Annotated in this window: 25 protein-coding genes and 1 pseudogene; 9 read left to right on the top strand and 17 right to left on the bottom strand. The window is 62.9% G+C overall.

All coding sequences use genetic code 11. The annotated features are described in order from the left end of the window. Window positions 1-194: 194 nt before the first annotated feature. Window positions 195-359: a hypothetical protein gene (locus ACFX5Q_RS10985; RefSeq protein ID WP_404277612.1), complete on the bottom strand. Its 165-nt coding sequence runs from the start codon at window positions 357-359 to the stop codon at window positions 195-197. A 153-nt stretch (window positions 360-512) separates the two neighbouring features. On the opposite strand from ACFX5Q_RS10985, the gene ACFX5Q_RS10980 reads away from it, so the two are divergent. Beyond that, the gene (locus ACFX5Q_RS10980; protein WP_404277610.1) at window positions 513-797 is read left to right on the top strand and encodes a DUF2934 domain-containing protein; all 285 of its coding nucleotides are present in this window, start codon (window positions 513-515) and stop codon (window positions 795-797) included. 1025 nt (window positions 798-1822) lie between these two features. Here the strand turns inward: ACFX5Q_RS10980 and ACFX5Q_RS10975 are convergent. The 3 genes from ACFX5Q_RS10975 to ACFX5Q_RS10965 form a co-directional block, all read right to left on the bottom strand. Next, entirely contained in the window at window positions 1823-2011 is a 189-nt protein-coding gene (locus tag ACFX5Q_RS10975; protein WP_404277608.1) for a hypothetical protein, read from the bottom strand. Between the two features lie 200 nt (window positions 2012-2211). Then, window positions 2212-3993 carry a putative bifunctional diguanylate cyclase/phosphodiesterase gene (locus ACFX5Q_RS10970; protein ID WP_404277606.1) on the bottom strand — a complete coding sequence of 594 codons (1782 nt, stop codon included), beginning with the start codon at window positions 3991-3993 and terminating at the stop codon, window positions 2212-2214. A gap of 201 nt (window positions 3994-4194) precedes the next feature. Beyond that, window positions 4195-4716 (bottom strand): molybdopterin-dependent oxidoreductase, encoded by a 522-nt coding sequence (locus ACFX5Q_RS10965; protein ID WP_404277948.1) that lies wholly within the window; start codon window positions 4714-4716, stop codon window positions 4195-4197. A gap of 381 nt (window positions 4717-5097) precedes the next feature. Between ACFX5Q_RS10965 and ACFX5Q_RS10960 the strand changes: the two genes are divergently transcribed. Next, window positions 5098-5403, top strand: a complete 306-nt coding sequence (locus ACFX5Q_RS10960; RefSeq protein ID WP_006205931.1) for a hypothetical protein — start codon at window positions 5098-5100, stop codon at window positions 5401-5403. An 88-nt stretch (window positions 5404-5491) separates the two neighbouring features. Here ACFX5Q_RS10960 and ACFX5Q_RS10955 read toward each other — a convergent pair whose 3' ends face one another. The 8 genes from ACFX5Q_RS10955 to ACFX5Q_RS10920 all read right to left on the bottom strand — a co-directional run bounded on the left by ACFX5Q_RS10955 (window position 5492) and on the right by ACFX5Q_RS10920 (window position 16078). Continuing rightward, complete coding sequence (locus ACFX5Q_RS10955; protein ID WP_404277604.1) at window positions 5492-8161, bottom strand: molybdopterin-dependent oxidoreductase; 2670 nt, start codon at window positions 8159-8161, stop codon at window positions 5492-5494. 4 nt (window positions 8162-8165) lie between these two features. Beyond that, on the bottom strand, window positions 8166-8495 hold the full coding sequence (gene nirD, locus ACFX5Q_RS10950; protein ID WP_192182668.1) for a nitrite reductase small subunit NirD: 330 nt from the start codon (window positions 8493-8495) through the stop codon (window positions 8166-8168). Between the two features lie 5 nt (window positions 8496-8500). After that, the gene (nirB, locus tag ACFX5Q_RS10945) at window positions 8501-10951 is read right to left on the bottom strand and encodes a nitrite reductase large subunit NirB (RefSeq protein ID WP_404277601.1); all 2451 of its coding nucleotides are present in this window, start codon (window positions 10949-10951) and stop codon (window positions 8501-8503) included. Between the two features lie 20 nt (window positions 10952-10971). Continuing rightward, a complete protein-coding gene (locus ACFX5Q_RS10940; protein ID WP_404277599.1) occupies window positions 10972-12273 on the bottom strand; it encodes a nitrate/nitrite transporter in 1302 nt (433 codons plus the stop codon). A gap of 57 nt (window positions 12274-12330) precedes the next feature. Then, the gene (locus ACFX5Q_RS10935) at window positions 12331-12528 is read right to left on the bottom strand and encodes a hypothetical protein (RefSeq protein WP_404277597.1); all 198 of its coding nucleotides are present in this window, start codon (window positions 12526-12528) and stop codon (window positions 12331-12333) included. Between the two features lie 389 nt (window positions 12529-12917). Continuing rightward, window positions 12918-13715 carry an ABC transporter ATP-binding protein gene (locus ACFX5Q_RS10930; RefSeq protein WP_404277595.1) on the bottom strand — a complete coding sequence of 266 codons (798 nt, stop codon included), beginning with the start codon at window positions 13713-13715 and terminating at the stop codon, window positions 12918-12920. A gap of 11 nt (window positions 13716-13726) precedes the next feature. Then, complete coding sequence (gene ntrB, locus ACFX5Q_RS10925) at window positions 13727-14623, bottom strand: nitrate ABC transporter permease (RefSeq protein ID WP_404277592.1); 897 nt, start codon at window positions 14621-14623, stop codon at window positions 13727-13729. Window positions 14624-14761: 138 nt separating this feature from the next. Beyond that, the gene (locus tag ACFX5Q_RS10920) at window positions 14762-16078 is read right to left on the bottom strand and encodes a CmpA/NrtA family ABC transporter substrate-binding protein (protein WP_404277590.1); all 1317 of its coding nucleotides are present in this window, start codon (window positions 16076-16078) and stop codon (window positions 14762-14764) included. Here ACFX5Q_RS10920 and ACFX5Q_RS10915 point away from each other — a divergent pair. Then, a complete protein-coding gene (locus ACFX5Q_RS10915; protein ID WP_404277588.1) occupies window positions 16065-16244 on the top strand; it encodes a hypothetical protein in 180 nt (59 codons plus the stop codon). The genes ACFX5Q_RS10920 and ACFX5Q_RS10915 overlap by 14 nt on opposite strands. 191 nt (window positions 16245-16435) lie before the next feature. Here the strand turns inward: ACFX5Q_RS10915 and ACFX5Q_RS10910 are convergent, their stop codons facing one another. After that, window positions 16436-17674, bottom strand: a complete 1239-nt coding sequence (locus ACFX5Q_RS10910; RefSeq protein ID WP_404277586.1) for a CmpA/NrtA family ABC transporter substrate-binding protein — start codon at window positions 17672-17674, stop codon at window positions 16436-16438. Between the two features lie 2 nt (window positions 17675-17676). Next, window positions 17677-18273, bottom strand: coding sequence for an ANTAR domain-containing response regulator (locus ACFX5Q_RS10905; protein WP_404277584.1), 597 nt, complete (start codon window positions 18271-18273; stop codon window positions 17677-17679). A gap of 247 nt (window positions 18274-18520) precedes the next feature. Between ACFX5Q_RS10905 and ACFX5Q_RS10900 the strand changes: the two genes are divergently transcribed. Both ACFX5Q_RS10900 and ACFX5Q_RS10895 read left to right on the top strand, forming a co-directional pair. Next, a complete protein-coding gene (locus ACFX5Q_RS10900; protein ID WP_404277582.1) occupies window positions 18521-19729 on the top strand; it encodes an ImmA/IrrE family metallo-endopeptidase in 1209 nt (402 codons plus the stop codon). Continuing rightward, on the top strand, window positions 19719-20240 hold the full coding sequence (locus ACFX5Q_RS10895; protein WP_404277580.1) for a DUF4411 family protein: 522 nt from the start codon (window positions 19719-19721) through the stop codon (window positions 20238-20240). The genes ACFX5Q_RS10900 and ACFX5Q_RS10895 overlap by 11 nt, the downstream gene beginning before the upstream one ends. A 38-nt stretch (window positions 20241-20278) precedes the next feature. Here ACFX5Q_RS10895 and ACFX5Q_RS10890 read toward each other — a convergent pair. Next, window positions 20279-20527 (bottom strand): annotated as a pseudogene (locus ACFX5Q_RS10890) (aldehyde dehydrogenase family protein); the annotation flags it as partial. A gap of 12 nt (window positions 20528-20539) precedes the next feature. After that, complete coding sequence (locus tag ACFX5Q_RS10885) at window positions 20540-21007, bottom strand: GNAT family N-acetyltransferase (RefSeq protein WP_404277578.1); 468 nt, start codon at window positions 21005-21007, stop codon at window positions 20540-20542. A 321-nt stretch (window positions 21008-21328) separates the two neighbouring features. Here ACFX5Q_RS10885 and ACFX5Q_RS10880 point away from each other — a divergent pair, with 321 nt between their 5' ends. After that, a complete protein-coding gene (locus tag ACFX5Q_RS10880; RefSeq protein ID WP_404277576.1) occupies window positions 21329-22429 on the top strand; it encodes a YeiH family protein in 1101 nt (366 codons plus the stop codon). Window positions 22430-22479: 50 nt separating this feature from the next. Here ACFX5Q_RS10880 and ACFX5Q_RS10875 read toward each other — a convergent pair whose 3' ends face one another. Further along, window positions 22480-22977: a GAF domain-containing protein gene (locus ACFX5Q_RS10875; RefSeq protein ID WP_404277574.1), complete on the bottom strand. Its 498-nt coding sequence runs from the start codon at window positions 22975-22977 to the stop codon at window positions 22480-22482. 88 nt (window positions 22978-23065) lie between these two features. Between ACFX5Q_RS10875 and ACFX5Q_RS10870 the strand changes: the two genes are divergently transcribed. The 3 genes from ACFX5Q_RS10870 (at window position 23066) to ACFX5Q_RS10860 (ending at window position 26130) form a co-directional block, all read left to right on the top strand. Continuing rightward, window positions 23066-24061, top strand: coding sequence for a GlxA family transcriptional regulator (locus tag ACFX5Q_RS10870; RefSeq protein WP_404277572.1), 996 nt, complete (start codon window positions 23066-23068; stop codon window positions 24059-24061). A gap of 86 nt (window positions 24062-24147) precedes the next feature. Continuing rightward, window positions 24148-25452 carry a M24 family metallopeptidase gene (locus tag ACFX5Q_RS10865; RefSeq protein WP_404277570.1) on the top strand — a complete coding sequence of 435 codons (1305 nt, stop codon included), beginning with the start codon at window positions 24148-24150 and terminating at the stop codon, window positions 25450-25452. Continuing rightward, complete coding sequence (locus ACFX5Q_RS10860; RefSeq protein WP_404277568.1) at window positions 25453-26130, top strand: isochorismatase family protein; 678 nt, start codon at window positions 25453-25455, stop codon at window positions 26128-26130. Window positions 26131-26136: the final 6 nt, after the last annotated feature.

Here is a 26136-nt window from a genome sequence, read left to right as displayed (position 1 = left end):
CTATCAAATCCTGGCAAAAACCATGTTGCTAGCCCTGAAACGCGTAGCAACATAAGCCATTGATTTGTAAGGCGTGGTAATGAGCGGAGGCTGCGAATAGCAACATGCTTGGCAACATGGCGACATGAGAAAGCCCGCCGAAGCGGGCCTTGTCGTTGCGGTGTGGCGGTGCGTTAGGCAAAGCCCGTACCGAGCTAGCCCTCGGCCTTGAAGTTCTTGGCCGCCTCCTTGCCCTTAACTTTGCCGTGCTCCGCAACCAGGTCCTTCGCCTGCTTTGGGGACACGTCGGTTGTCTCCGCGATCTGCATTGCTTCCTTGTCTGATATGCGATTGTCCTTCTTGCCTTGCTTGGTGGCCATTTCGGAATCTCCTGATCATCGCCGGAGTAACGGACTCAGGCGCTTGTCCGTTCCAGGCCGTCTCGCAAGTTCTACCTATCCAAAATCTCCGTTCCGAGCTGGATCGTTCCAGCTTTCTCTGCGTTGGTTGACATCCCAACAAGGAGAAGCGCCATGGGCGACACACGGCACGAAAAAATTCAGCAACGGGCTTACGAAATCTGGGAGCGCGAAGGCGGCGTACATGGCGTCGACCAGCGGCAATGGCTGCAAGCAGAATCCGAAATCGATAGAGAGGAAGGTCTGCCCAAACCCCGCGAGATATCCAGCACAGACGTTTTGACGGTCGAAGCTCTGGCGATGCGCACCGGCATAACCGCCGAACAGGCCCAAGACCTTCTCGACCGGCTGGGTAACGACCGCGCCGCGATCGAAGAGGCCGCGCGGAGTTTGGCGTAGGGCAACGGAATTTCAGTAAATAGGAAGCAGAGCCTTGTTTCTAACACCTTTCACAGCCATATACCCGCTAGCAGCCAGTGACGGTCGGAACGTCCCTTCAGATAGTTGGAGAGGTTCCCCAGAGATCCAGGCAGCATTTGAGCCGATTGACGGCGCGGTGACCATGAATGTACCGGCACCACGCATAAGTCTCGGTAACGAAGGGAAGCGGGCGAGAGCCCGCTTTTTGTTGTGAAAAACCCCGCCGAAGCGGGGGTTCTGTCGTTCGCGGTGTGAGGGCCGGTTAGGCTGCGACTAACGCTTCACCTAGGATCATCAGTTCCGGCACCCCGCACTCCTCAAGGCGCCTCACCCCGTAAATTTCGTGTCCCTTGCCTGTGCGCGCCCGCGTCAGAACCTCGGACAGCATGGGCTGATCACGATGGGTTATCTTTGCTCCGATTTCGAACTTCCAAGATTCAGTATCAACTGTCTGCACCCCGTCCATCAAATTTCACCCCTTCTTTCCCCAAGCGGGCCCCCATTTCGGCCACGCTCAGAAACGATGCGCCACTGCTCAGTGGAAGTCAAAAGGATTTTGACCTAAGTATCTGATATAAAAGCAAAATATGCGTCTACACATTTTTCAAGCGGGAAACACATCGCCCGCTGTTTGGCCTATGGCGTTTACACAACTGCGCGTCGACATGACGCAGCGTAAAGACTCTGCTATCGCTTGGAGGTGCGGGCGGACCTGATTCTGCCTGGCCGGCGCCTTATCGGGCAACCTCCACCACGGCGCCGGCCATCTTCCTCTTGTTGAAATCGTCAAGCGCTCCCTTGCGAGTGCGGAGCTTGCGTTTAGAGGATGCCGGCGATTGCTGAATGCGTCGGGTCCGCTGCCGGGGAGACAGCGGACTCAAACTAGGGCCGAGAGGGGGCAAGGCCCTTTATGATCCCTATGCGGGGATCAGGGTGATAACACCGGGCGGGCACAAAACGTTCCGTCGGCTGAAAGATACATCCGGCCCGCTTGTGACAGCGCGCTAGCGATTGCCATCAGCACGAGGCCATATCTGCCTGTCGCCCAGCATTAAGCGGTAGCGCCGGTCCAGATGACGGATGACCTCGTTCGCTTCGGCCGTCGTGTAAAAGATGGCTATGCCTTCCACCGATTTGCCGTCGACGCGCTCAAGGCGATAAGCATCCTGCCGCGGAGTGTCTTTGTAGGCCAATGATAAACGCTCCCCAAGCGGGGCATTTTAGGCGCGTTTGATGAACATCAAAAGCCCTGCGGCATTAACCACTTGCACCGACAAGGCGGAGCCAAACCAATGTGCAAGGGTTACCCGCACATGGAACACTCCATTCAAGTCCGTCTCGCTTGAACCCAGGTTCCCAGCTCAATCCAGCGATGAAAGCTCAAGGCAAATGATCAGGCCGAGAGGTTTAGCCTGGACCTGGCCTTGGCTTTGAGGCTGCCTCGCCGTGCGATCAGCTGATTTGTCAGCACTTTCACGTCGATGGGTTCCGACATGAAAAACCCTTGGGCGCCGTGGCATCGTTCGGCGATCAGGAAAGCCAGCTGCCCTTCTGTTTCGACGCCTTCGGCCATGACGACCAGGCCAAGGGAATTGGCCAATGCAATGATCCCCCTGACCACGTCCTGCTTCTTCCCGGACGACTCCAGATCGTTCAGGAACGATCGATCTATCTTCAGGCGATTGAGGTCGAGGTCGGCAAGGTAGCCGAAACTCGAATATCCGGATCCGAAATCGTCGAGCGCCAGACTAACGCCGAGGTCTCGAATTTTCGACAAAGTGTCCAAGGCGTCCCTGCTGTGGATGAACACCCCTTCCGTTATTTCCAGCTGCAGGCGCGACGGCGGCAATCCGGTCCGCCGCAGCACGTCGACGAGGTGCGTGAAGAAAGCATCCTCCTGCAGACTCTTGCCCGAAGCATTCACCGCGCAGACGAAATCGTCGGCGGAAATCGACATCCAATGCGATGCCTGCGCGCAGGCCTTGCTCAGCACGATCTTGTCGATTTCCAGTATCAAATCACTCCGTTCCGCTGTCGGAATGAATGAGTCAGGCAAGCGCACCGCTCCCGAAACGCGGTCGCGCCAGCGGACCAGGGCTTCGGCGCCGATCATGCGCCCGGTCGCCAATTCGAATTGCGGTTGCCAGACCAGGAAGTACTCGTCGCCATTGAGCGCTCGCTTGATCGCCGCTTCCTCGCCAAGCTGCACGTCGATCTTGCTGAGCATCGCAGGCGAGTAGGTCACGAACCCCGAACGTCCCTCCGCTTTCGCGACATAAAGCGCGCTGTCTGCGTTGCGCAGCAAGGTGGAGATATCCGCACCATGGTCCGGGAAGGACGCCATGCCGATGCTGGCGCCGATGCGCACCTGGTGGCCGTCCAGATCGGCAAAGCGGTTCAACTGCTCGCGAAGACGATGTCCCAGATCCGCCGAGTGGCTATCCCCGATCGCCATGACGGCGAACTCGTCTCCGCCCAGACGGACGGCGGCCACTTCACCGGGACGTTCGACCGACTGCAGGGTTTCGGCAACGGCTCTCAGCAGCAGATCGCCGATGTGATGGCCGAACGTGTCGTTGACACTCTTGAAATGGTCGAGGTCTATCAGGAACAGCCGAAGTTCCTTGCCGGCCAGCCTCGCCCGCTCCAGCAGCCCGTCCCGGTTGGCAGACATCCAGGCGCGGTTCTTCAACTCCGTGGTCGCGTCTTGCCAGGCGAGGAATTCGAGTTTCCTGATCGTCTCACGACGACCGATCAGCAACACGGCGGTTCCTATCGCGAGCGCCGACAAGACGGTCAAGGCAAAGGCGATCTGGTAGTTGAACCTGTTCAGGTTCTTCTCCGCCGAATAGAGATCGACGTTAACTTCCTCCCCATATTTGTAGTATTCATCGTTCATGCGAGCGACAATCTGGTCGAGCTCGTTTCCCACCTCCTTCAGGCTCTTTTCGTCCAGAGGCACGCCGGCCGCAATGACGACGTCAAGCTGCTTCACCGCGTCGTTGACCCGCGGCACGATACCGGCATAGGCGGGGATTTCGCTGATGGTGTCGCCGCCGTCGATGCGCTCGAAGCGGATGTAGATCAGGTCGTTCGCAATCGACAGGTGCTCGAGGCTTTCCGGTGATTTGGGAGCCGCCTGGGCAAGCGAAATCATGTCCCGTAGATGCGTCACGTCGCGTATTGCAATGTGAAACTCACGAATGGCGAAGAAGCCGAAACGCGGCATCGCGGACTCTATCCTGCTGATGCTCGTGAAGAGCACCGCGATCAGCGCGGCTGAGCAGATGGCTGCCGATGCCGCCGCGGTCGCGTAGGTTGCAGGAACCCGCCAGGCTGTGCCTCTAAACCACATGGCTGGACGTCGCGCTTGGGTTCAATTGGCTGGCGCAATCGTCTTTATCAACCAGATCCATCTCGGCTTGCGAACCGGCGTATCAAAGGCCGGATGGTCGTCGAGAGGGTAGATCAGCCGCGTGGGACCTTGCGTGCGCCTTGTCAGCAACTGGCCGTCCTGGCGCGTTGCAAGAAGAAGCGGACCTTCCGTCCAGTCTTCCTTCGGGATTGTCTGCACATAGTCGTCCTGCGCCCGCAGCACGACGGATCCCTCGCCGTCCAATCCGATCAGCTTGAGCACATCCCGGAACAGAACACCCTGAAACTTCAGTTGCCCCTTTTCAAAGGGACTTGGGGTGGAAACGCTGTAAAGGCCGAGCTTTTCAAGCTGCCGCAATGTGACCGGGATCGATTCCCCGTTCTTCTCAACCTTGAAGGCGACGGTGTCGGGCGGCTCCGGATATTTGGCTGGCTCCAGGGCGAATGCCGGCAACACGCCGATTGCGAAAACAACCAGCAGGATCAGGCTGCGACGAAAGGCGAATAATCTCCCTTTGAGCATCGACACAACGCAGTCCTTTCCATTTTATGGTCAGTACCAACCGTTGCCGGCTCGCCGATACTGTCGGCGGAACAGCCATCTTTCCATCGAATGATTGTTTTTCAGTTAGCTTTTGGTTTCACGCTGTCTTGCTGACTTGCGGCTGCAAGGCAGCGCTTGCAGCGTAAGCAGCCGCTTCGCAGGGTTCGTTGCCGCCCGGCTTTCGGCCCGGCACCGGCCGCCCCCAACAAGCAAACCGTCAAGCCGGCGAATATATTAGCGATCAACGATATATTAACGGCTGTGATGCAGCCTTTCGGCATTGGGGGCAGGAACCAACCTCCGATCGACGTTCCAGCACCCCTCTGGGCCGGGACGTTCGACCGATGCGGAGCAAAACGCATGAGTGTCGAAACAGCACTGGCACAGTTGCTGCGGATGATCCACTGCCGCGCCCTGACTTTGGCGGCGTTGCCGGACGATGAAAGAGATCTGCACTACGATCTCATCCGCCTGTCATGTTGCGGAGCCGCCGAACAGATTGGGCAAAGTCCCGACAAGGCCGCCGTCACTGCAAACAGTGTGGTTGAATTTACGCGCGCAATGGTCGGGGTCATTGAGGCAGGCCGCGGGCCAGACGCAGGGCGAAGCGCCAATTGGCCGCTGGGCGACAGTTCGACAGTTTGGCAGCCTGGGCGATCGCAGTAGGCGTAATCGCCGGTCGCCTCGCCCATGCCTGCCAGCCTCCAAAAAGGGCGACGCGTCACCAAGGCCCAGAGGCCTGCGCTGCGCCCCTTCACTCCGCCGCCTGCACCCGCCTCGCCTCGATAATCGCGCGGATTTCGGCGCGGCAGGAGCCGCAATTGGTGCCGGCCTTCAGCGTCTCACCGATGGAAGCGACGGTCGTGCAGCCGGCCGCCACCGCCGCCGCGATCTGATTGGCGCCAACGCTGAAGCAGGAGCAGACCGTGGCGCCGGCATCCGGCCGCTCGGCGCCGGCGCGGCCGGCGACGATGCGGAAGCGCTCGCGCTGGCCGGCATGGGTTTCTTCGAGCTGTTCGGCGGCCCAGCCACGCGACACCGCGACCGGGCCGGGGGCGACGAACAGCGCGCCTGCGAGGCGCTCGCCGTCGAAGGCGGCGATGCGATGCTGGCCGGCGTCGCGGTCGTGATAGGCAAGCATGTCGGGTGACGCGCCGAACAGCGCAGCGGCAAAGCCCGCCCAGTCGATGTCGTCGTCGGCGAAAGCCAGTTCGACCCGCCAGCCGCCCCGGCATTTGGCCACGGCCCAATAGGTCGCGGCAACCGGCGCCGGGCGTTGTCGCATAACCGCAAAGCCGAAGGCTTTGGCCGCGAACTTCTCGATGCGCACCGCGACATGTTTCAAAGCCGGCTGGCCGGAAACGGGATCGGTGAGCGACGCCGTCAGCGCGTCGAGCCGGCCCTTGGCGGCAAACTGGTCGGTCCAATGCATCGGCGCAAACAGGCTGCCCTGGCGTTGGCGCGATGTCACCAAGGCTCGCACGAGCACCTCGCCACGCGGGCTGGAGATACGCACGATGTCGGCATCGCCGATGCCGAAGTGCTGCGCATCCGCCGGGTGGATTTCGACGAAGGGTTCGGCGATGTGCTGGGATAGGCGCGGGCTTTTGCCGGTGCGCGTCATGGTGTGCCAGTGGTCGCGGACACGGCCGGTGTTGAGGATCAGCGGGAATTTTTCGTCCGTGCGGGTTTCTGCGACGGGGCGAATGGGGATGAAGCGCGCCCTGCCGTCGGGCGTGTAGAAGTTGCCGTTGGCGAAGAAGCGGGTGGAAGGACTACGCGCTGCCTGACCATCCTTCTCTGGCCATTGGAAAGGCGCCAGCGCGTCGTATTCCTCCGCATCGATCCCGGCATAAGCACCAATATCAAAGTCCCGCGCACCGTCATTCTCATACGCCGAGAGCGCTGCGTGCTCCGCAAAAATCTCCGCCGGCGTTGCATGGGCAAACCACTCGCCAAACCCCATCAGCCTCGCTACCTCGGCGACGATCCACCAGTCCGGCCGCGCCTCACCGGGCGCGGGCAAAAAGGCCCGCTGGCGCGAGATGCGGCGCTCGGAATTGGTGACGGTGCCGTCCTTCTCGCCCCAGGCGGTTGCGGGCAGCCGGACATGGGCGTGGCGGACCGTGTCGGTGCTAGCCAGAACGTCCGAGACCACGACAAAGGGACAAGCCTTGATCGCCGCTTCGACGGCATCGGCATCCGGCATGGAATCGACCGGATTGGTGGCCATGATCCACAGCGCCTTGATGCGCCCATCGCCCACCGCCTTGAACATGTCGACCGCTTTCAGACCGGGTTGTTCGGCCATAGAAGGCGCGTTCCAGAAGCGGCGCACGCGCGCTCGATGCGCGGGGTTTTCGATCTCCATATGGGCAGCGAGCATGTTGGCCATGCCGCCGACCTCGCGGCCGCCCATGGCGTTGGGCTGGCCGGTGACCGAAAACGGCCCTGCCCCGGGCTTGCCGATGCGCCCGGTGGCGAGATGGCAGTTGATGATGGCGTTCACCTTGTCGGTGCCCGAGGACGACTGGTTCACCCCCTGGCTATAGACGGTGACGGTTTTTTCCGTCCGGGCAAATAGGCTGTAGAAGCGGCCAAGCTCGTCCTCGCTGAGGCCCGTGGCTTCCGCGACGCCGGCAAGGTCGAGGTTCGAGGCGGCGAAAAGGGCCCGGTCGAAGCCGGTCGTGTGCTCGGTGATATAGGCGCGGTCCAGCGCATTGTGCTGGCCAAGATAGGCGAGCAGCCCGGTGAACAAGGCCACGTCGCCGTCCGGCGCGATCGCCAGATGCATGTCGGCGATGTCGGCGGTCATGGTGCGGCGCGGGTCGACCAGCACGATCTTCATCTCCGGCCGCTTTTCGCGCGCCGCCGCGATGCGCTGGTAGAGTACCGGATGGCACCAGGCGAGGTTGGAGCCGACCAGCACGATGAGATCGGCAAGCTCGAGATCCTCGTAGGTTCCCGGCACCGTGTCGGAACCGAAGGCGCGGCGGTGGCCGGCGACCGAAGAGGCCATGCAGAGCCGCGAATTGGTGTCGATGTTGGCCGAGCCGACAAACCCCTTCATCAGCTTGTTGGCAACGTAATAGTCCTCGGTCAGCAACTGCCCGGAGACATAGAAGGCGACCGAATCCGGGCCATGCTCGGCGATGGTCTGCGAAAAAGTCGAAGCGACGCGGTCGAGCGCCTCGTCCCAGCGGACGCGGCGGCCGTCGATCTCCGGATGGAGCAGCCTGCCGTCGAGGTCGATGGTCTCGGCAAGGGCGGAGCCCTTCGAGCAGAGCCGGCCGAAATTCGCCGGATGGTCAGGATCGCCGCGGACCGACACTTGCCCGTCCGCGGCGACCTTCGCCAGCACGCCGCAACCCACCCCGCAATAGGGGCAGGTGGTCCTCACCTCGCGCGCTGCGTCGATCTCCATGATTTCAGGCCGCGCGGCTGGCCAGCGCTTCCAGCGCGATGAACAGACGCTCGCCATCGATGCGCACCGGGATGGTGCGCACAACGCCCTCATCGGCGCCGAGCGCCTTGCCCGTTTCCAGCGAGATCACCCAATTGTGCAGCGGACAGGTCACCGCCGCGCCGTGGACGATGCCCTGGCTGAGCGGCCCGCCCTTGTGCGGGCAATGGTCGTCGATGGCGTAGACCTGATCGTCCGCGGTGCGGAAAACGGCAATTTTGCCCTCGGGCGTAGCAACGCAGCGCGCACCGCGCCGGGGGATGTCGGAGAGCGTGCCGATAGCGATCCAGTTCATCATGCTCACTCCGCTGCCTCGGCGAACCCGACCGATGCCATCGGCCGGAATTCGTGCTTGTCCTTGCCGGAGACGCGCTCCGACCACGGGTCGACCTGGGCGAATTTCTGCGAGAAGACGAAGCGCTCGTAATAGGCCTTGCGCTTCTCGCCATCGTCCATGATCTGGCGCTTGATCTCGGGGATGCCGATGCGCTTGGCCCATTTGTAGATGCGCTCGAGATAGCGGCCCTGCTCGCGGTACATCTGCGTCAGCGCCACGATATGCTCCAGCGCCTCGTCCTCTGTCCTGACCAGGCCGAGCACTTCGGTGCCCTTGATGTCGAGGCCGGCGGCTCCAGCGAAATGGATCTCGTAGCCGCTGTCGACGCAGATGACGCCGACATCCTTGCAGGTCGCCTCGGCGCAGTTTCGCGGGCAACCCGACACCGCCATCTTGACCTTGGCCGGTGTCCACGAGCCCCACATGAACTTCTCGATGCGGATGCCGAGACCCGTCGAATCCTGCGTGCCGAAGCGGCACCAGTCGGAACCGACGCAGGTCTTCACCGTGCGCAGGCCCTTGGCGTAGGCATGGCCGGAGACGAAGCCGGCCTGGCCGAGATCGGCCCACACCGCAGGCAGGTCTTCCTTGCGGATGCCCAGCATGTCGATGCGCTGGCCGCCGGTGACCTTGACCATCGGGATCTCGAACTTGTCGACCACGTCGGCGATGGCGCGCAGCTCGGAGGCGCTGGTCACGCCGCCCCACATGCGCGGCACCACCGAATAGGTGCCGTCCTTCTGGATGTTGGCGTGGACGCGCTCGTTGATGAAGCGCGACTGATAGTCGTCGGCGTAGTCGTTCGGCCAGTCGCAGACGAGGTAGTAGTTGAGCGCCGGCCGGCATTTGGCGCAGCCGCAGGAGGTTCTCCATTCCAGCTCCTGCATGACGGCCGGAATGGTCTTCAGGCCCTTGGCCTTGATCAGCCGGCGGACCTCGTCATGGCCGAGCGTGGTGCAGCCGCACATCGGCTGCACGGCGGCCGGGTTGTAGTTGTCGCCGATGGTCAGCACCATCAGCTTCTCGACCAAGCCGGTGCAGGAGCCGCAGGAGGCAGACGCCTTGGTGTGCGCGCGCACATCGTCGAGTGAGGTCAGGCCCTTGGCCGTGATCGCGCCGGTGATCTTTCCCTTGCAAACGCCGTTGCAGCCGCAGATTTCCGCATCATCCGGCAAGGCTGCAACGGCCGCCATAGGGTCCAGCGGGGCACCCCCCTGGTAGGACTGGCCGAAAATGAGCGTGTCGCGCATCTCCGATATGTCGGTCTGCTTCTTCTTCAAATCATTGAACCAGGCGCCGTCGGCCGTCTCGCCATAGAGCACGGTGCCGATGATGCGGTCGTCCTTCAGCACTAGGCGCTTGTAGACACCGGCCGCAGCGTCGCGCAGCACGATCTCCTGGCGGTCCTCGCCCTCGGCGAAGTCTCCCAGCGAGAACAGTTCGATGCCGGTGACCTTGAGCTTCGTCGGCGTGTCCGAATGGACGAAGGCCGCAGCCTCGTCGCCGGCAAGCTGGCTGGCCGCGACACGCGCCATCTCGTAGAGCGGTGCCACCAGCCCGTAGACCATGCCGTTGACCTCGGCGCATTCGCCGAGCGCGAAGATGTCGGGGTCGTTGCTGCGCATGCCGGCATCGACGACGATGCCGCGGTTGACGGCGATGCCAGCCTCCTTGGCCAGCGCCGCGTTCGGCCGGATGCCGACCGCCATCACCACCAGCGTCGCCGGGATTACGGTGCCATCGGCAAGTTCCACCTGTTCGACCTTGCCGTTGCCAGTGATCGCCTGGGTATTGGCCTTGGTGATGACCTTGATGCCGCGCTCTTCCACGGCGCGCTGCAGGAGGTAGCCAGCGGCCGGATCGAGCTGCCGCTCCATCAGCGTCGGCATGACATGCAGCACGGTGACGTCCATCCCTTGCGCGTTGAGACCGGCCGCGGCTTCGAGCCCGAGCAGGCCGCCGCCAATGACCACGGCCTTGGCCCGCGACTGGGCGGCAAGCATCATCGCGCGGACGTCGTCTAGGTCGCGATAGGTCAGCACGCCCGGCAGATTGTGGCCCGGCACCGGGATGATGAACGGCACCGAGCCGGTGGCGATGACCAGCTTGTCGTAGGGCTCGGTCACGCCGTGATCAGAGGTGACGGTCTTGGCCTGTCGGTCGATGGCGACGATCTTGTGGCCCTTGTAGAGGGTGATGCCGTGCTTGATGTACCAGCCATCGCCATGGATGATGATCTCCTCATAATCCTTTTCGCCCGACAGAACCGGCGACAGCATGATGCGGTCGTAGTTCACGCGCGGCTCGGCGTTGAAGATGGTGACCTGGTAGCGGTCTGGCGCCTTTTCCAGCAGATGCTCCAGCATGCGCCCGGGGGCCATGCCGTTACCGATGATGACGAGTTTTTCGGTCATATTCCTGATCCGCTCCAGTCTCACTCAGCCGCGTAGGAAAGGGCTGAAGTTTCGGCAGATGCCGCGCGCTCCATCCGCCGGATGGAGACGTGCATCCAGGCAAAGCAGGTGGCGACGATGACGAAGAGCAGCATGAAGCAGCTCGACCATACGCCCGTGAGGTCGTTGAGGGCGCCGAAGGCGATCGGCAGGACAAAGCCGCCGAGCCCGCCGATCATGCCGACAACGCCGCCGACCGCGCCGACGCTGCCTGGATAATAGGCCGGAATGTGCTTGTAGACGGCGGCCTTGCCCAGGCTCATGAAGAAGCCGAGTATCGAGGCGACGGCGATGAAGGCGACCGGCCCGATGGCGAAGTGGAAGGGGATCGGCCCGCTGATGCCGTGAACGACATAGTCGGCCGACGGCAGCGACAGGATCAGCGTGGCGACGGACGACACAGCGAAGGTCCAGTAGAGCACGGTGCGAGCGCCGATCCGGTCGGAGAGCACGCCGCCATAGGCGCGGAAGATGCTTGCCGGGATCGAATAGGCAGCGCCGATCATGCCGGCTGTCGCCAGCCCGAAGCCGTAGACCCCGATCAGGTAGCGCGGCAACCACAGCGACAGCGCGACGAACGCACCGAAGGCGAAGAAATAGTAGAAGGCGAAGCGCCAGACCTGCAGGTTCTTCAGCGGCGCGAATTCCTGCCAGAAGCTTCTCGCGGGCGCCGCCTTGCCGGCGCGGCGCTCACGGATGACCGGATCGTCGCTGGTAGTGAACCAGAAGACGACGGCCATGACGACGAGTGCCGCCGCCCAGATCAGCGCGACCGACTGCCAGCCCCAGGAGAGAAGCACGAACGGAGCCAGGAACTTGGTGACCGCGGCCCCGACATTGCCGACACCGAAGATGCCGAGGGCCGTGCCCTGCTTGCCGGCGGGGAAGAAGCGCGAGACATAAGCGACGCCGACAGCGAAGGAGCCACCGGCGAGCCCGACGCCGAGCGCGGCGACCAGCATCTGCCCGTAGGTGTGCGCAAAGGCGAGCAGGAAGGTCGCGACCGCCGCCGCAAGCATGGTCGCGGTGTAGACCAGCCGTCCGCCAAAACGGTCGGTCCAGACGCCGAGCACCATGCGCACGAGCGAACCGGTGAGGATCGGCGTGCCGACGAGCAGGCCGAACTCCGTCTCGTTCAGCCCCAGTTCCTGCTTTATGCGGACGCCGATGATTGAAAAGATCGTCCACACCGCGAAGCAAATAGTAAAGGCGATGGTGGACATCATGAGCGCCTGCCTGGGGGCACTATCCTGGCTGGGCGCGGCTGGGAGATTTGCGGTCATTTCAGGCTCCGGTTTGCGGCGTGGGAGGCACCGCCCTTGTCTGTTCGTTCGCGATTGTCAGCGGCGCGGCATCGGCGAGCTGGATGAAACCGAGCTCTGCGAGGTCACCGCGGGACCCTTGCCGTCGGTCTTGGCGCCTGCGGGAAAGAGGAGGAGCGCGGCGGTGAACAGTGCTGCCGTCAGCGCGCTGCTGGCCAGAAAATCGCGGCGCGTGAAGTCCGCGAGGGACGCGCCATTTCCGATCCGTTTCGTCATCGTCGTCTCCGTTGGGCGCCGCTTGGGACCAGCGCCGTCGATTGCGTGTTCGGTCAAAACAAAAAAGCTGCCGGCCAGGCCTCGCGCGTCCGCCCATCGGGATCGCGTGTTGACCTGAGCGGCAGCTTTGCCTGTGGCGCCCGTCATTGGACGCCGTGTCTCTTGGCCCATGCGGGCCTGCATTCTGAAAAGCAGGAAGCGTGCCAATTCGACAGCGCGCTGGATTATCGAATGAACTCAATGCGAAGCCGCAGCAACGCGACTTTTCAAGCCCGGCTGCGGATCAAAGATTAGTCAGAATGCCTTGCACGGCAGCATAATATTTGTGCAATGCGGTATATCGCCTATTGCCGATGCAGATTCCCCATTGCCGATGATCGGTCATGGCCCTACTCCGCGGCTTCGACGAAGCGGTGGCGTTCGTAGAGGAACTTCAGCACCGCCTCGCGGCAGCGCAGGAAGGTGCGATCGGAAGAGAGCTCGACGCGGCGGCGCGGCCGGACCAGCGGCACGGCAAGCACCTCGCCGATGGTCGCCGCCGGACCGTTGGTCATCATGACGATGCGGTCGGAGAGCAGCACCGCCTCGTCGACATCATGGGTAATCATGATCGTCGTCGAGCCAAGCCTGGAATGGATGTCCATCACCGCATCCTGCAGATGGGCGCGGGTCAGCGCGTCGAGCGCGCCGAAGGGCTCGTCGAGCAGCAGGATCTTCGGCTCCATGGCCAGCGCCCGCGCAATGCCGACGCGCTGCTTCATGCCGCCAGAAATCTCGGCCGGTCGCTTGTCCCTGGCATGCGCCATCTGCACGAGGTCGAGATTGCGCATGATCCAGTCATGGCGCTCGGCTCTGGTCCTGGTCGAGCCGAAGACCTTCGACACCGCCAGGTTGATGTTCTCGTAGACGGTGAGCCACGGCAGCAGCGAGTGGTTCTGGAACACCACGGCGCGCTCCGGTCCGGGGCTGTCGACTTCCTTGTCCTCGAGCAGCACAGCGCCGGCGGAGACCTTGGTCAGCCCGGCGATCAGGTTGAGCAAGGTCGACTTGCCGCAGCCGGAATGGCCGATGATGGAGACGAATTCACCCTTGTCGATGGTCAGCCGAATGTCTTTCAGCACCTCGCTGACCTGGCCACCGCGGGCAAAGGATTTGTCGATATGGTCGAGCTTCAGATAGGCCGTCATCGCCCCTCTCCTCACTTTGCCGTTGTGCCGCGGGTGACGAAGGCGCCGACCGCCGCGACCAGCCGGTCGAGGCAGAAGCCGGTGACGCCGATGTAAGCGAGCGCGACGATGATGTCGGGCAGGCGCGACGAGTTCCACGCGTCCCAGATGAAGAAGCCGATGCCGACGCCGCCGGTCAGCATTTCGGCGGCGACGATGGCGAGCCAGGACAAGCCGATGCCGATCCGCAGACCCGTGAAGATGTAGGGGGCCGCCGCCGGCACCATGATCTTGATGAAGAACTCGATCTGGTTGAGCCGCAGGATACGGGCGACGTTGCGGTAGTCCTCGGGGATGTTGCGGACGCCGACGGCGGTGTTGATGATGATCGGCCAGATCGAGGTGATGAAGATGACGAAGATCGCCGACGGGCTGGAATCGCGGAACGCCGCCAGCGACAGCGGCAGCCAGGCGAGCGGCGGCACGGTGCGCAGGATCTGGAACACCGGGTCGAGGCCGCGCATCGCCCAGATAGACTGGCCGACCAGGGCACCCAGCGCGACGCCGACGACAGCCGCGAGGCCGAAGCCGATGGCGACCCGCTGCAGTGAGATCAGCACCCGCCAGGCGAGCCCGATATCCTGCGGGCCGTTGTCGAAGAACGGATGTGCGATCAGGTCGTAGGCCTCGTTCCACACCTGGCTCGGCGGCGGCAGGCTGGCGGTCGGCGACGAGCAGGCGACCTGCCAGACGACGAGCATGAGGACGATGACGACGGCAGGCGGCACCAGCGTGCTGGCCAATTTGCTCACGATCGCAAGCGGATCGACACGGCGCCGCGCCTTGGAGGCGAAAGCGATCACCTTCGACGGCTCGGCCGGCGCTGGAAACGCCTTCACCTTGGTGTCCTCGATGGCTTGAATTGACATGTCTTCGCAAAACTCCGTGGTCGGATCTGGCGACAAGCGGCGGTGACGCCGCTTGCGTTTGCGACAACGGCGCGCAGGGCGCCGTTGCGCGTTGCTCTCGCTGGGAGCGACAAACGGCGCATCTGGCGCCGTTTGCGCTTATGCCGATGCCTTGATCTTCAGGCTGTCGAGATAGGCCGACGGATTGGCCGGATCGAAGGTCTTGCCGTCGAAGAAGGTCTCGACGCCGCGCGACGACGATGCCGGAATATCAGCAGCGGCGACGCCGAGGTCCTTTGCCGCCTCGCGCCACAGATCCTCGCGGTTGACCTGGTCGACCAGCGCCTTGATGTCGGTGGTCGGCGCGAACTTGCCCCAGCGGATGTTTTCGGCGAGGAACCAGCTGTCATGGCTCTTGAACGGATAGGACACGCCGTCCTTCCAGAACTTCATGTAGAGGTCGGTGCCGCTGGCGACGCGGCCGTTGCCATAGTTGATGTCGCCCTTGAGGCGGCCGATGACGTCGGCGGTCGGCACGTTCATCCACTGCCGCTTGCCGATGATGGCGGCCATCTCGTCCTTGTTCTCCTTGGCCTCGCACCACTGCTGGGCTTCCATGACGGCCATCAGGATCGCCTTGGTGGCGTTCGGGTATTTCTCGATGAAGGCGGCGCGCAGGCCGAGTGCCTTTTCCGGATGACCCTTCCACAATTCGCCCGTGGTGGCGGCGGTGAAGCCGACGCCCTGATGGACGAGCTGCTCGTTCCACGGCTCGCCGACGCAGAACACGTCCATGTTGCCGACCTTCATGTTGGCCACCATCTGCGGCGGCGGCACGACGATGGTCGAGACGTCCTTGTCGGGATCGATGCCGCCTGCGGCCAGCCAGTAGCGCAGCCACAGGTCATGCGTGCCGCCCGGGAAGGTCATGGCGGCTTTCACTTCCTTGCCCTCGGCCTTCTTGGCGGCGAAGGCCTCCTTCAGCTTGGAGGCGTCGAGGCCGACGCCGGTCGCGGCATATTCCTGCGCGACCGAGATGCCCTGGCAGTCGTAGTTGAGCCGCGCCACGATCGCCATCGGCAGCGGCTGGTTGTTCTGCGTCACCTTGCCGGTGTGCATCAGGTAAGGCATCGGCGTCAGTATGTGGGCGCCGTCGATGCCGTTGGCCTCGCCGCCGAGCATCAGATTGTCACGCGTCGCGCCCCAGGAGGCCTGCTTCAGCACCTCGACATCGGGCATGCCGAACTTGGCGAACAGACCCTTTTCCTTGGCGATCATAAGCGGGGCGGCATCGGTCAGCGCGATGAAGCCGAGCTTGGCGCCGTTCACTTCCGGAGCGGACGGCGCCGCATAGGCGCCGGAGGGCAGCAGCGCACGCGCCGCCGCCAGGGTTGCCGCGGTGGCAGCACTTGCCATCAGGAAATTGCGGCGGGTCATGCCCTCGAGAGGGGCTTCGGTCTTGATGCGTTTCGTCATCGTCATCTCCGGTTGGGCGCCGCTTGGGATCGGCGCCGTCGATTGCGTGTTCGGTCAAAACAAAAAAGCCGCCGGCCAGGTTCTTCGCGCCCGAGAGACCGGGATCGAATTTCACCTGAGCGGCAGCTTTGCCTGTGGCGCCCGCCATTGGACGCCTGTTCCGTGACCCTAGAAGAGCCTGCCTATGACCAAGCAGGAACCGTGCCAGTTTCGATCTGGACCGAAAATATCAATAAAATCAGTGCTGCATGCCGATTGCGAACACGCCGGGCCGCAAATCAAACAGGCCAAAGATTGTTCATTAGCACCATTGCACGCACAATTTTTGTGCAATGCACAAGAATGGCGCGAAAATGATCAGGCCTCGGCACGGACCGATTTCTGGCCGGCAATGTAGGCATCGATCTGGTCGGGATCGAAGATCTGGCCGTCGAAGAAACCGTCCGGGCCAAGCACCAGGCTTGCCCCTGCCGAACCGACCGGCGTCGAGGCCTTCAGCGCGCCCTCAACCTTGGCATTGGCGCCGGGCAACGCCACGCCGAGCGGCTTCAGCGCCGAGCGGTAGAGGTCCGGCCGATAACAATCCCTGGCGATGGCGAGGTTCCCCGGCGTGTGCGCGACATGCTCCCAGCGTACCATTTGCGTGTAGAACCACAGCGCGTGGCTCTTCCAGGGAAAATTCGCCGCCTTGTCGAAAGGCACGAAGAAATCGTCGATCGCCTGCTCCGCACCGCCGCCCAGATTGAGATGCCCAGTCAGGATCGGCATTTGCACTGCCGGCGGCAGGCCGAGGAAGCCGGGCTGCGCCATCAGCGCGGCCAGTTGCTGGTGGTTGGCCGGGTCCTGGCACCAGCGGGCCGAATGATGCAGCGCGCGCAGCAAAGCCGCCAGCGCCTCCGGGTGCTCCTGCGCCCACGCCTTGCGCACGCCGATCACTTTTTCCGGGCTGTTGCGCCACAGCAGCGCCTTGACGGTGACGATATGGCCGGTGCCGGCGGCGACCGAGGCGCTGTTCCAGGGTTCGCCGACGCAGTAGCCGTCAATGCGGCCGGCGGCCAGCGCATCGGCCATGAAGGGCGGCGGCACGATGACGATCTCGATCTCGTGCGTGGGATCGATGCCGCAGGCGGCGAGCCAATAGCGCAGCTCGTAATTGTGCCCGGAATGCGGATGCACAACGGCAAAGCGCAGCGGATCGCGGCCGGCCCCTGCCCGCTCCCGGATCAGCGCGCGGAGCGCTGCACCCGCGCGCGCCGGTTCGAGATCTGGCTCGGCGCCATGCGCCGCCATGCCTTGCCAGACGGCGTTAGAGACGGTGACGCAATTGCCCCCCAAGCCCAGCGAGAACGGCACGATGGTCTCGGAGGCAAGCGGCGTCAGGCCGAGATTGCAGGCCAGCGGCATCGGCCCCAGCATGTGCGCCAGATGGAAATGGCCGATGGCGATGCGGTCGCGGATGTTGGCCCAGGAGGTCTCGCGGTGCAGCGTCAGCTCGATGCCTTCGCGCGCGGCAAAGCCCATCTCGCCGGCCGCGACCAGCACGGCGCTGTCGAAGAGCGGCATGAAGCCGGCGGTGATCTGGTGCGCAGCAGTCATGCCTATTCGTCCTCCGAGAGCAACCCGGCGGCCGTCACCAGGCTCTGGGCGATGTCGCTGATCTTGCGGTTCTGGTTCATCGCCGTCTTGCGCAGCAGCGTGTAGGCCGCCTCCTCGCTCAAACCGCGCGACTTCATCAAAATGCCCTTGGCGCGATCGATGACCTTGCGGCTCTCCAATTCGCTGCGCGCCTCCTCCAGCTCGCGCGCCATGCGCGAGAAGGCATTGAAGCGGCTGACCGCCATGTCGAGGATCGGCTTGACGCGCTCCTGTCTCAGACCATCGACGACATAGGCCGACACGCCGGCATCGACCGCCGCCTCGATCGAGGCCTGGTCGGAGCGGTCGACAAACATGGCGATCGGCCGCTTAACCGCGCGCGACAGCTGGAACATGTTTTCCAGCATGTCGCGGTTCGGGTTTTCGAGATCGATGACGATGACATCAGGCTCGATCTCGCCAATGCGCCGCGCGATGCCGGCGACGTCATGGATGACAGTGACCCGCTCATGGCCGGCCTCACGCAAGCCGGCCTCGATGATCGAGGCACGGATGCGGTTTTCGTCGATCACCAGAACGGCGAGTGAGGAGCGGACCATGGCTCCAATATCGCCAAGCGGGGGAATTGTGCAATGCGGCATGGAGATGGCGGCGCAGCCGCTTTGCTGCGAATGCGCGCTGCACTGACGATGTCCTGCTTAACGACAATCCGTTTTGGTCGACAACGAGGGCCGTGGCGGAGATGTTGACCCCCTCCTAAATATGTGTCCACTTCGTAACGAAGCGTTCGCTAGCGGGTTATATCTTGGCGCTGGTCAGAAACGGGCAAGCGGCAAAGGGTGAGGAATGCCAAACGTCAATCCTGACGTCTTACGATGGGCTCGCGAAACCGCTGGGCTCGATCTAGACGAGGCGGCCAAAAAGCTCGGAATAAATGACACACGAGCCATCGCCGGCCCTGATCGTCTTGCTGCGTTAGAAAAAGGGGATGGCGAACCCTCCCGCCCCTTGCTCTTGAAGATGGCGCAGCACTACCGCCGTCCTCTTCTTGCGTTTTACCTTCCCGCACCGCCGCGGCGGGCTGAGCGAGGCGAAGATTTCCGAACGCTACCCGAAGAGTACGGGCAAAGAGACGCCGCGCTTGTAGATGCTCTGTTGCGTGACTTGAGGGCAAGGCAGGAGATGGTCCGATCCCTGCTTGAGGTCGAGGATGAGGCGAGAGAACTGCCATTTGTGGGCAGCTTCGATATGAGCGGCGGTTCGAAGGCGTTGAGTGAAGTAATCACCCAGGCCCTTGGCTTTGACATCACCCAATTTAGGCGCGGGGGTCGCAACGAAGCTTTTGCTTATCTTAGAGAACTCGCCGAGAAGATCGGCGTGTTTGTATTGCTAATTGGCAATCTCGGAAGCCACCACAGCACTCTGGACGTTGAGCTTTTCCGAGGGGTTGCGCTGGCCGATCCTGTAACACCCTTTGTTGTCATAAATGATCAGGACAGTGAGGCGGCTTGGTCCTTCACGCTGCTCCACGAGCTTGCACACGTCTGGATTGGTCGCACTGGCATTAGTGGCGCTAACCCATCCACGGCGATCGAAGTTTTCTGCAACGACGTGGCAGGCCAAGTTCTCATGCCTGACGGCGAGGCATTGCGTGAAGATGCTCTGCGAGGGGCCTCTTCCGACCAGGTAATCGTGAGAATAAGGCAGCTTGCAGACGTTTGGCAGGTGAGCCATTCCGCCGTCGCCTACAAGCTGTTTCGAGAGGGAATCATATCCCGCGATATATGGGCCGAAGTCAGCGGCATATTTCGGAGACAATGGCTTCAGAATCGGGCGGCGGCACGAGAGCGCAATAAGGATATTGAAGGCGGCCCGGACTATTATGTCGTCCGAAGGCACCGGCTCGGCAACCGCCTGGTAGGTTTGTCTCGGCGGATGCTAGCAGAAGGTGCCCTCTCACCATCGATGGCCGGCCGAATTCTAGGAGTAAAACCGACCAATGTTTACGCATTGACGGGCGCACCATCCGTTGGTGCCTCCGGACGTGCAGCTTGAGGGGGCGACAATTTATCTCCTCGATGCCAATGTCTTGATTACCGCTAAAAATTCATACTACGCATTCGACCGCGTTCCCGAGTTTTGGGAGTGGCTCTTGCACTGGGCGGAGCGAGGCGCAATCAAAATGCCAGTGGAAATCGTCGAAGAAATTGTCGGCGGGTCCGATGATTTGGCCCAGTGGCTTGGTGACAAAGACAATCGAAAGGCGTTGTGCCTCGAAGAGGACGTTAACGTTGCGCGGGTCCAGGAAGTTCTCGCCAACGCCTATGCCGCTGACCTCACAGACGCCGAGATCATTAAGATCGGACGTGACCCATTCCTGATTGCACACGCTTTATTCGCCCCGGACGTTCGAACAGTCGTTACCACCGAAGTCTCGAAACCAACGACCCAGCGGGCAAATCGCAGAATTCCCGACGTGTGCGATCAAATGCGCGTCAGATGGTGCGACAGCTTCACCCTAGTGCGAGATCTAAACTTCTCGACCAAATGGCGTGACCGCCTCTAGAAGCGGGCTCTGGCGCGTGGTCGAGATTGAGGCGTGCCCTACTCCGCCGCCTCGTACCCGGCGATGCCCTTGATCTCGAGGAAATCCTCCAGCCCGTATTCGGCGTATTCGCGGCCGTTGCCGGATTGCTTGTAGCCGCCGAAGGGCAGGCCGGCGTCCCAGGTCGGGTATTTGATGTAGACGTTGCCGGTGCGCATGCGGGCTGCGACTTCGCGGGCTTTCTGGATGTCCTTGGCCTGGATGTAGGAGGCCAGGCCGTAGACGGTGTCGTTGGCGGTGTGAAGCACCGGCCGCCTGCATCAGCCTGTCAACCGCTTGCTCATATAGACGGTTATCCCGTTCATGAATTCCTCTTCCCGGTCGATCGTGTAGCCTTGCTTGCGATAGAGCAGCACGTTGGCTTCGAACGCGCCATTGGTCAGCAGGCGAAGCTCGGCGCAACCGGCTTCGACGGCCCTGCGCTCGGCGCAGTCGAGCAGCAGCCGGCCAATGCCCCTGCCCTGCGCGTCAGGCGCGACGGCAACATTCTCGATCCAGAGGTGGTCGTCATGCCGCATGGTTTCGATCAAGCCGACGATCTCGCCCTTCTCGATGGCAAGGTCGAACTGATGCTCGCGGACGGCCCTGTCGTAGTCGGCGCGCATCGGCAAGGGCTCGCGGCCTATCACCGGCACCCATCTGGCATAGGCGGCGCGCACGATGTCCCGGATGGCGGCGGCTTCCGCCGGCTCGGCCAGCCGAAATTGGATGGTAGGGTCAAATGTCATTCAAGTGCTCCAAATGCAAAAAACCCGCCGATCCGTTTTGGATGGGCGGGGCTGGGGACGAACAGACCGGATTGTCGACTAGCCGGCCTCTATCTTCGCGCAATCAGCTTGCCGCTCGTGAGAACGGCGGCGTCGCTTCGAGTTTGCGGGAAAGGCGAACATGGCGGCAAGCTGGAGCAGAAACGGCGAAGCGTCAAGCCGTCTGCCGAGGCGGATAGAGGCAGTTGCGAAGCCCTATCATCCGCAGTCAATTCGACGGCCTCGCAATCGTTCGTAAAAATCGATCATTGTGATGCGAATAATTCGTTGGAAAGATCGGTAATGGAATGGCATTCCACTGGCGAATTCGTCTGGAGAATTTCCTTGTCTTTCCTGTCGACCACCGCGAACGATCTTCCAATCGTACATGAAGCCGCCGTTGAAACGCGCACAGGCGCGACGGCGGTCAATTGGGCCGGCGTGGTGCCCGGCATCGTGCTGGTGGCGATGATCACCAGCGTCGCCTACTCGGCCCGCAGCGTTTCAGGCTTCGCACTGTTCAGCCCGATGATCCTGGCCGTGGTCGCCGGCATGATCTACTCCAACGTGCTGGGCACGCCGGCGCATGCCAAGGCCGGCATCGCCTTTTCGCAGCGCCGTCTGTTGCGCTTCGCCATCGTGCTGCTCGGCTTCCAGTTGACGCTCGGCCAAGTGGCGGCGATCGGTGCCGGCGGCGTCGGCATCGTAGCAGTCACGCTTGGCGCCACCTTCGTCTTCACCGTCACGCTCGGCCGGCTGCTCGGCGTCGACCGCAAGCTGGCGCAGCTGATCGCCGCCGGCACCTCGATCTGCGGCGCCTCGGCCATTGTCGCCACCAACATCGTAACGGACGCGCGCGACGAAGACGTCACCTACGCCGTTGCCGCCATCACGCTGTTCGGCACCGTTGCCATGCTCGGCTTTCCGCTGCTGGCGCCGGTCTTCGGCCTCGACCAGCACGCGTTCGGCCTGTGGGCGGGCGCCTCGATCCACGAGGTGGCGCAGGTGATCGGCGCCGGCTTCCAGAATGGCACGCAGGCCGGCGAGACCGCAACCGTCGCCAAGCTGACCCGCGTCGCCATGCTGGCGCCGATGGTGCTCGCGCTCGGCCTGATGGCGCGCCGCGGCAGCGCCGATCCGTCGGCGGCGAAGGCGCCCATGCCGTGGTTCGTCGTGGCGTTCATCGCGGTGGTGGCGCTGAACAGCATGGTCGCAATGCCTGCCGAAATCCATTCGGCGATCGCTTTGGCCACCCAGATCATGCTGACCATGGGGCTCGCCGCCGTGGGCCTTCAGGCCGATATCTCGCAGCTTCGCTCGCGCGGCCTGCGCCCGCTGATGCTGGCCCTCTTCGCCTTCCTGTTCGTCGGCGGCTTTAGCCTGATGCTGGTGAAGTTCGTTTAGGGCATGTTGAGATTCAGGTCAGGCCGGGCTCTGCTGAATATCAATATGCCCTAGTCCTCGAAGGAGCTCGCCGCTACATAGATCGCCGCGAGCTGTTCGATGCCGGCCTGATCTTCCTTGTCGAAGCGGCCGGGCGTCGGGCTGTCGAGATCGAGCACGCCGAAGACGCCGTCATTGTCCCTGAGCAGCACGACCAGTTCCGAGCGCGAGGCCGCGTCGCAGGCGATGTGGCCGGGAAAATCGTGCACGTCCTTGACCAGCATCGACATATCCAAATCGACGGCGGTGCCGCAGACACCCTTGCCGACCGCGATGCGCACGCAGGCCGGCTTGCCTTGGAAGGGGCCGAGCACCAGTTCCTCGTCGGATGCCAGGAAATAGAAGCCGGCCCAGTTGAGATCGGGCACCATCTGGAAGATCAGGGCGGCGGTGTTGGCGGCGTTGGCGATCGAGTCGCGCTCGCCCTCCAGCAGCGCCTTCAGCTGGGTGGCGAGATCGCGATAGAACGCTACCTTGTCGCTGCTGTCGATGGTTTTTGCCGCAAACATGGTCGCTTGTCTCCGTTGCCAGCGGCTGGATACGCCCGCTACAGTTCCGTTCTCTGCCACCAATGATGCGCCTGGGAAATACACAATCGTGAGTGCCCCCCTCGCCAACCGAAAACGTGAGCGTGCGCAGCCGGCGGCGGCCGAAGCCCCCCTCACCTTCGCCGTGCTGGTCTTCCCCGGCTTCCCGATGATGGCGTTCAGTTCGCTGATCGAGCCGCTGCGTGCGGCCAATGTGCTGGCCAAGAAGGAATGCTATCGCTGGGTGATCGTCGGCGCCGGCAAGGGTCCGGTCGAAGCCTCGAACGGCGTCGTCATCCAGCCGGGCTTTTTTGCCGGCGATGCACCGAAGGTCGACCGCATCGTCGTCTGCTCCGGCGGCGATGCCGACCATCTCGTCGCCGACGAGGCGGTGAGCTGGATCCGCAAGAGCCTCAGGGGCGGCGCCGATATTGGTGCCGTGGCGGATGCGGCGTTTTTCCTCGCCCGCGCCGGCCTTCTCGACGGCCATGCCTGCACGTTGCACTGGACCAGCCAGGCGGCCTTCACCGAAGCGTTTCCGGACATCGAGCTGAGACGCGATCTCTATGTCATCGACCGCAAGCGGTTTACGTCGGCCGGCGGCGTCGGCAGCCTCGACATGATGCTGGAGATCATCACCCGCGACTATGGCGCCGAGCTCGCCGCCGGCGTTGCCGAATGGTTCGTGCACAGCCCGCTGCGCTCTAGCGTCGACCGCAAGCTGATGCCGCTCAGGCTGCGCACCGGCGTCCAGAACGAGCTGGTGCTGTCGGCCATCGCCATCATGGAGGATGCGGTGGAGGATCGGCTTGGCATGGCGGAGCTGGCGACACGCCTTGGCGTTTCGCCGGACAAGCTCGAGCGCAATTTCCGCACCGAGCTCAGCATTTCGCCCAATGGCTACTATCGGCGGCTCAGGCTGAAGCGCGCCGCCGATCTGCTGGCGCATTCGACGCTGATGGTGCGCGACGTGGCGCTGGCCTGCGGCTTTGCTTCGATGTCGAGCTTTGCCCGGGCGTTTCGCGAGGAACATGGGCATGCGCCGAAGGCGGTGCGGCGGCATTAGGGTGCGGCATCCGGCACGACATTTGCGGGATTCGGCACAGCCTTTGCATGACGCTTGGCCCATCTTCGCCGCTTCAGGAGGCACCCATGAGCATCGTCGTTTTCGACCCCGACAGCACCGAGGACGTGGACTTCAAGGACCGCATGCGCCACCCAGCGGCGGCCGATCCGGCCGGCGGCATGTGGCTTTCGGACACCGAGCCGTCCTTCATCGATGCGGATGCGTTGCGCAAGGGGCGGCTGGCCAAGCTGCGCGCCTGGATGCGCGAGGCCGGCTATGGCGGCGTCGTTTTGTTCGACCCCTACAACCAGCGCTACGCCACCGGTTCGCGCAACATGTTCGGCTATTTCCTGCGCAATTCGACCCGCTATTTCTTCATCCCGACCGAAGGGCCGATCGTGCTGTTCGAATATCCGCAGAGCTACCATGTCTCCATGGTGCTCGACACGATCGACGAGGCGCGGCCTTCCAAGCTGGTGTGGTCGTCGGTGTCGGGCCGCGACGACGAGACCGCCGGCCCGTTCGCCGACGAGATCGCCGAGCTCCTGAAAAAGCACGGCGGCGGCTCGATGAAGCTCGGCCTCGATCGCTGCGGCCATCTGCAAGCGCTGGCGCTTGAAAAGCGCGGCTGCGAGGTCAGGGATTGCCAGGGCGAAATCTTGGCGGTGCGCGCGGTGAAGACGCCGGAGGAAGTGAAATGCCTGCAGGTGTCGATGGCCGGCGCCGAGGCTGCCGTGTCAGCCGTGCGCGAGGCAATAAAACCCGGCGTTTCCGAAAACGACCTCTTCGCCATCATGTACCATGAGGTGATCCGGCAGGGCGGCGAGTTCATCGAAACCCGCCTGCTCACTTCGGGCCAGCGCACCAATCCGTGGTTCAACGAGGCGAGCGGCCGCAAGATCAGGCCGGGCGAGCTCTTGGCGCTCGATACCGACACGATCGGCTGCTACGGCTATTATTCCGACTTCTCGCGCACCTTCCGCTGCGGGCCGGGCAGACCGACCGACTATCAGAAATCGCTCTACCGCATGGCGCATGACCAGGTTCAGCACAACATTTCGATCGTCAAGCCTGGCATGGCGTTTCGCGAGATCGCCGAAAAGGCGTGGAAGATCCCGGACCGTTTCATCGACCAGCGTTATACGTCGGTGATGCACGGCGTCGGCATGCATGGCGAGACGCCGTTCATCGCGCATGCCATGGATTACGAGACCTATGGCCGCGACGGCATCATCGTGCCCGGCATGGTGGTCAGCGTCGAAAGCTATATCGGCGAGAAAGGCGGCCGCGAGGGCGTCAAGCTGGAGGACGAGATCCTGATCACCGAGACCGGCACCGAGCTTCTGTCGCGCTTCCCCTATGAGGATGATTTCCTTGACAGGCACGTTTGAATGAAGCGCCCGATCTCGATCAGCAGAGGCACTGTGGCGGCGATGTTCATCGATCTCCAGGAGGAGCATCGCCAGGACAAGCGCTATCTGGTCGAAGGGTTCGGCGACATACTCGCCAACGTCCAGCGTCTGCAAGAAGCAGCGCGGCGCAATTTCGTGCCGCTCTACCACTGGGCCTATATCGTCGATCTCGCCAAGGCACGACCGTTCCATCCGGTCGATGCCGATGGCAAGTCGGCCTTCTCCGACAAGGACGATCCGCTGACCGCGATCTGCCCGGAAGTGGCGCCGGCTGCCGGCGAGACGATGCTGATCAAGACCGAGGCCAGCGCCTTCGGCAAGGGAAATTTCGCCGACCGGCTCAAGGCCGCCGGCATCGAATGGCTGGTGATTGCCGGCGTGTGGACCGAGGCCTGCATCGACGCCACCGTCAGGGACGCTGTGGCGCTCGGCTTCCGCGTGCTGCTGGTCAAGGACGCCTGCGGCAGCGCCAGTGCCGCCATGCACCAGACCGCCATCCTCAACCTCGCCAACCGGCTCTATGGCGGCGCCGTCGCCAACACCCTGGATGCCTGCCGGCTGTTGTCGGGCGATGCGGTCGGCGTCTGGCAGGTCGAGGGTTCGGTGCCGCTGCGCTTCACCTATGAGAACGCGGCCGGGCTCTACGACGACCTCTGACCCAGG

Source organism: Mesorhizobium sp. IMUNJ 23033, assembly GCF_044778005.1.
Classification (GTDB): domain Bacteria; phylum Pseudomonadota; class Alphaproteobacteria; order Rhizobiales; family Rhizobiaceae; genus Mesorhizobium; species Mesorhizobium amorphae_A.
The sequence above is the reverse complement of the archived record's forward strand: the minus strand, read 5'-3'. Positions and strand labels throughout refer to the sequence as shown.

Coding starts and splice junctions, on each gene's coding strand:
- ACFX5Q_RS10985 (WP_404277612.1), bottom strand. CDS start 359: ATGGCCACCAAGCAAGGCAAGAAGGACAATCGCATATCAGACAAGGAA.
- ACFX5Q_RS10980 (WP_404277610.1), top strand. CDS start 513: ATGGGCGACACACGGCACGAAAAAATTCAGCAACGGGCTTACGAAATC.
- ACFX5Q_RS10965 (WP_404277948.1), bottom strand. CDS start 4,716: ATGCTCAAAGGGAGATTATTCGCCTTTCGTCGCAGCCTGATCCTGCTG.
- ACFX5Q_RS10960 (WP_006205931.1), top strand. CDS start 5,098: ATGAGTGTCGAAACAGCACTGGCACAGTTGCTGCGGATGATCCACTGC.
- ACFX5Q_RS10955 (WP_404277604.1), bottom strand. CDS start 8,161: ATGGAGATCGACGCAGCGCGCGAGGTGAGGACCACCTGCCCCTATTGC.
- nirD (WP_192182668.1), bottom strand. CDS start 8,495: ATGAACTGGATCGCTATCGGCACGCTCTCCGACATCCCCCGGCGCGGT.
- nirB (WP_404277601.1), bottom strand. CDS start 10,951: ATGACCGAAAAACTCGTCATCATCGGTAACGGCATGGCCCCCGGGCGC.
- ACFX5Q_RS10940 (WP_404277599.1), bottom strand. CDS start 12,273: ATGACCGCAAATCTCCCAGCCGCGCCCAGCCAGGATAGTGCCCCCAGG.
- ACFX5Q_RS10935 (WP_404277597.1), bottom strand. CDS start 12,528: ATGACGAAACGGATCGGAAATGGCGCGTCCCTCGCGGACTTCACGCGC.
- ACFX5Q_RS10930 (WP_404277595.1), bottom strand. CDS start 13,715: ATGACGGCCTATCTGAAGCTCGACCATATCGACAAATCCTTTGCCCGC.
- ntrB (WP_404277592.1), bottom strand. CDS start 14,623: ATGTCAATTCAAGCCATCGAGGACACCAAGGTGAAGGCGTTTCCAGCG.
- ACFX5Q_RS10915 (WP_404277588.1), top strand. CDS start 16,065: ATGCGTTTCGTCATCGTCATCTCCGGTTGGGCGCCGCTTGGGATCGGC.
- ACFX5Q_RS10920 (WP_404277590.1), bottom strand. CDS start 16,078: ATGACGAAACGCATCAAGACCGAAGCCCCTCTCGAGGGCATGACCCGC.
- ACFX5Q_RS10910 (WP_404277586.1), bottom strand. CDS start 17,674: ATGACTGCTGCGCACCAGATCACCGCCGGCTTCATGCCGCTCTTCGAC.
- ACFX5Q_RS10905 (WP_404277584.1), bottom strand. CDS start 18,273: ATGGTCCGCTCCTCACTCGCCGTTCTGGTGATCGACGAAAACCGCATC.
- ACFX5Q_RS10900 (WP_404277582.1), top strand. CDS start 18,521: ATGCCAAACGTCAATCCTGACGTCTTACGATGGGCTCGCGAAACCGCT.
- ACFX5Q_RS10885 (WP_404277578.1), bottom strand. CDS start 21,007: ATGACATTTGACCCTACCATCCAATTTCGGCTGGCCGAGCCGGCGGAA.
- ACFX5Q_RS10880 (WP_404277576.1), top strand. CDS start 21,329: ATGGAATGGCATTCCACTGGCGAATTCGTCTGGAGAATTTCCTTGTCT.
- ACFX5Q_RS10875 (WP_404277574.1), bottom strand. CDS start 22,977: ATGTTTGCGGCAAAAACCATCGACAGCAGCGACAAGGTAGCGTTCTAT.
- ACFX5Q_RS10865 (WP_404277570.1), top strand. CDS start 24,148: ATGAGCATCGTCGTTTTCGACCCCGACAGCACCGAGGACGTGGACTTC.
- ACFX5Q_RS10860 (WP_404277568.1), top strand. CDS start 25,453: ATGAAGCGCCCGATCTCGATCAGCAGAGGCACTGTGGCGGCGATGTTC.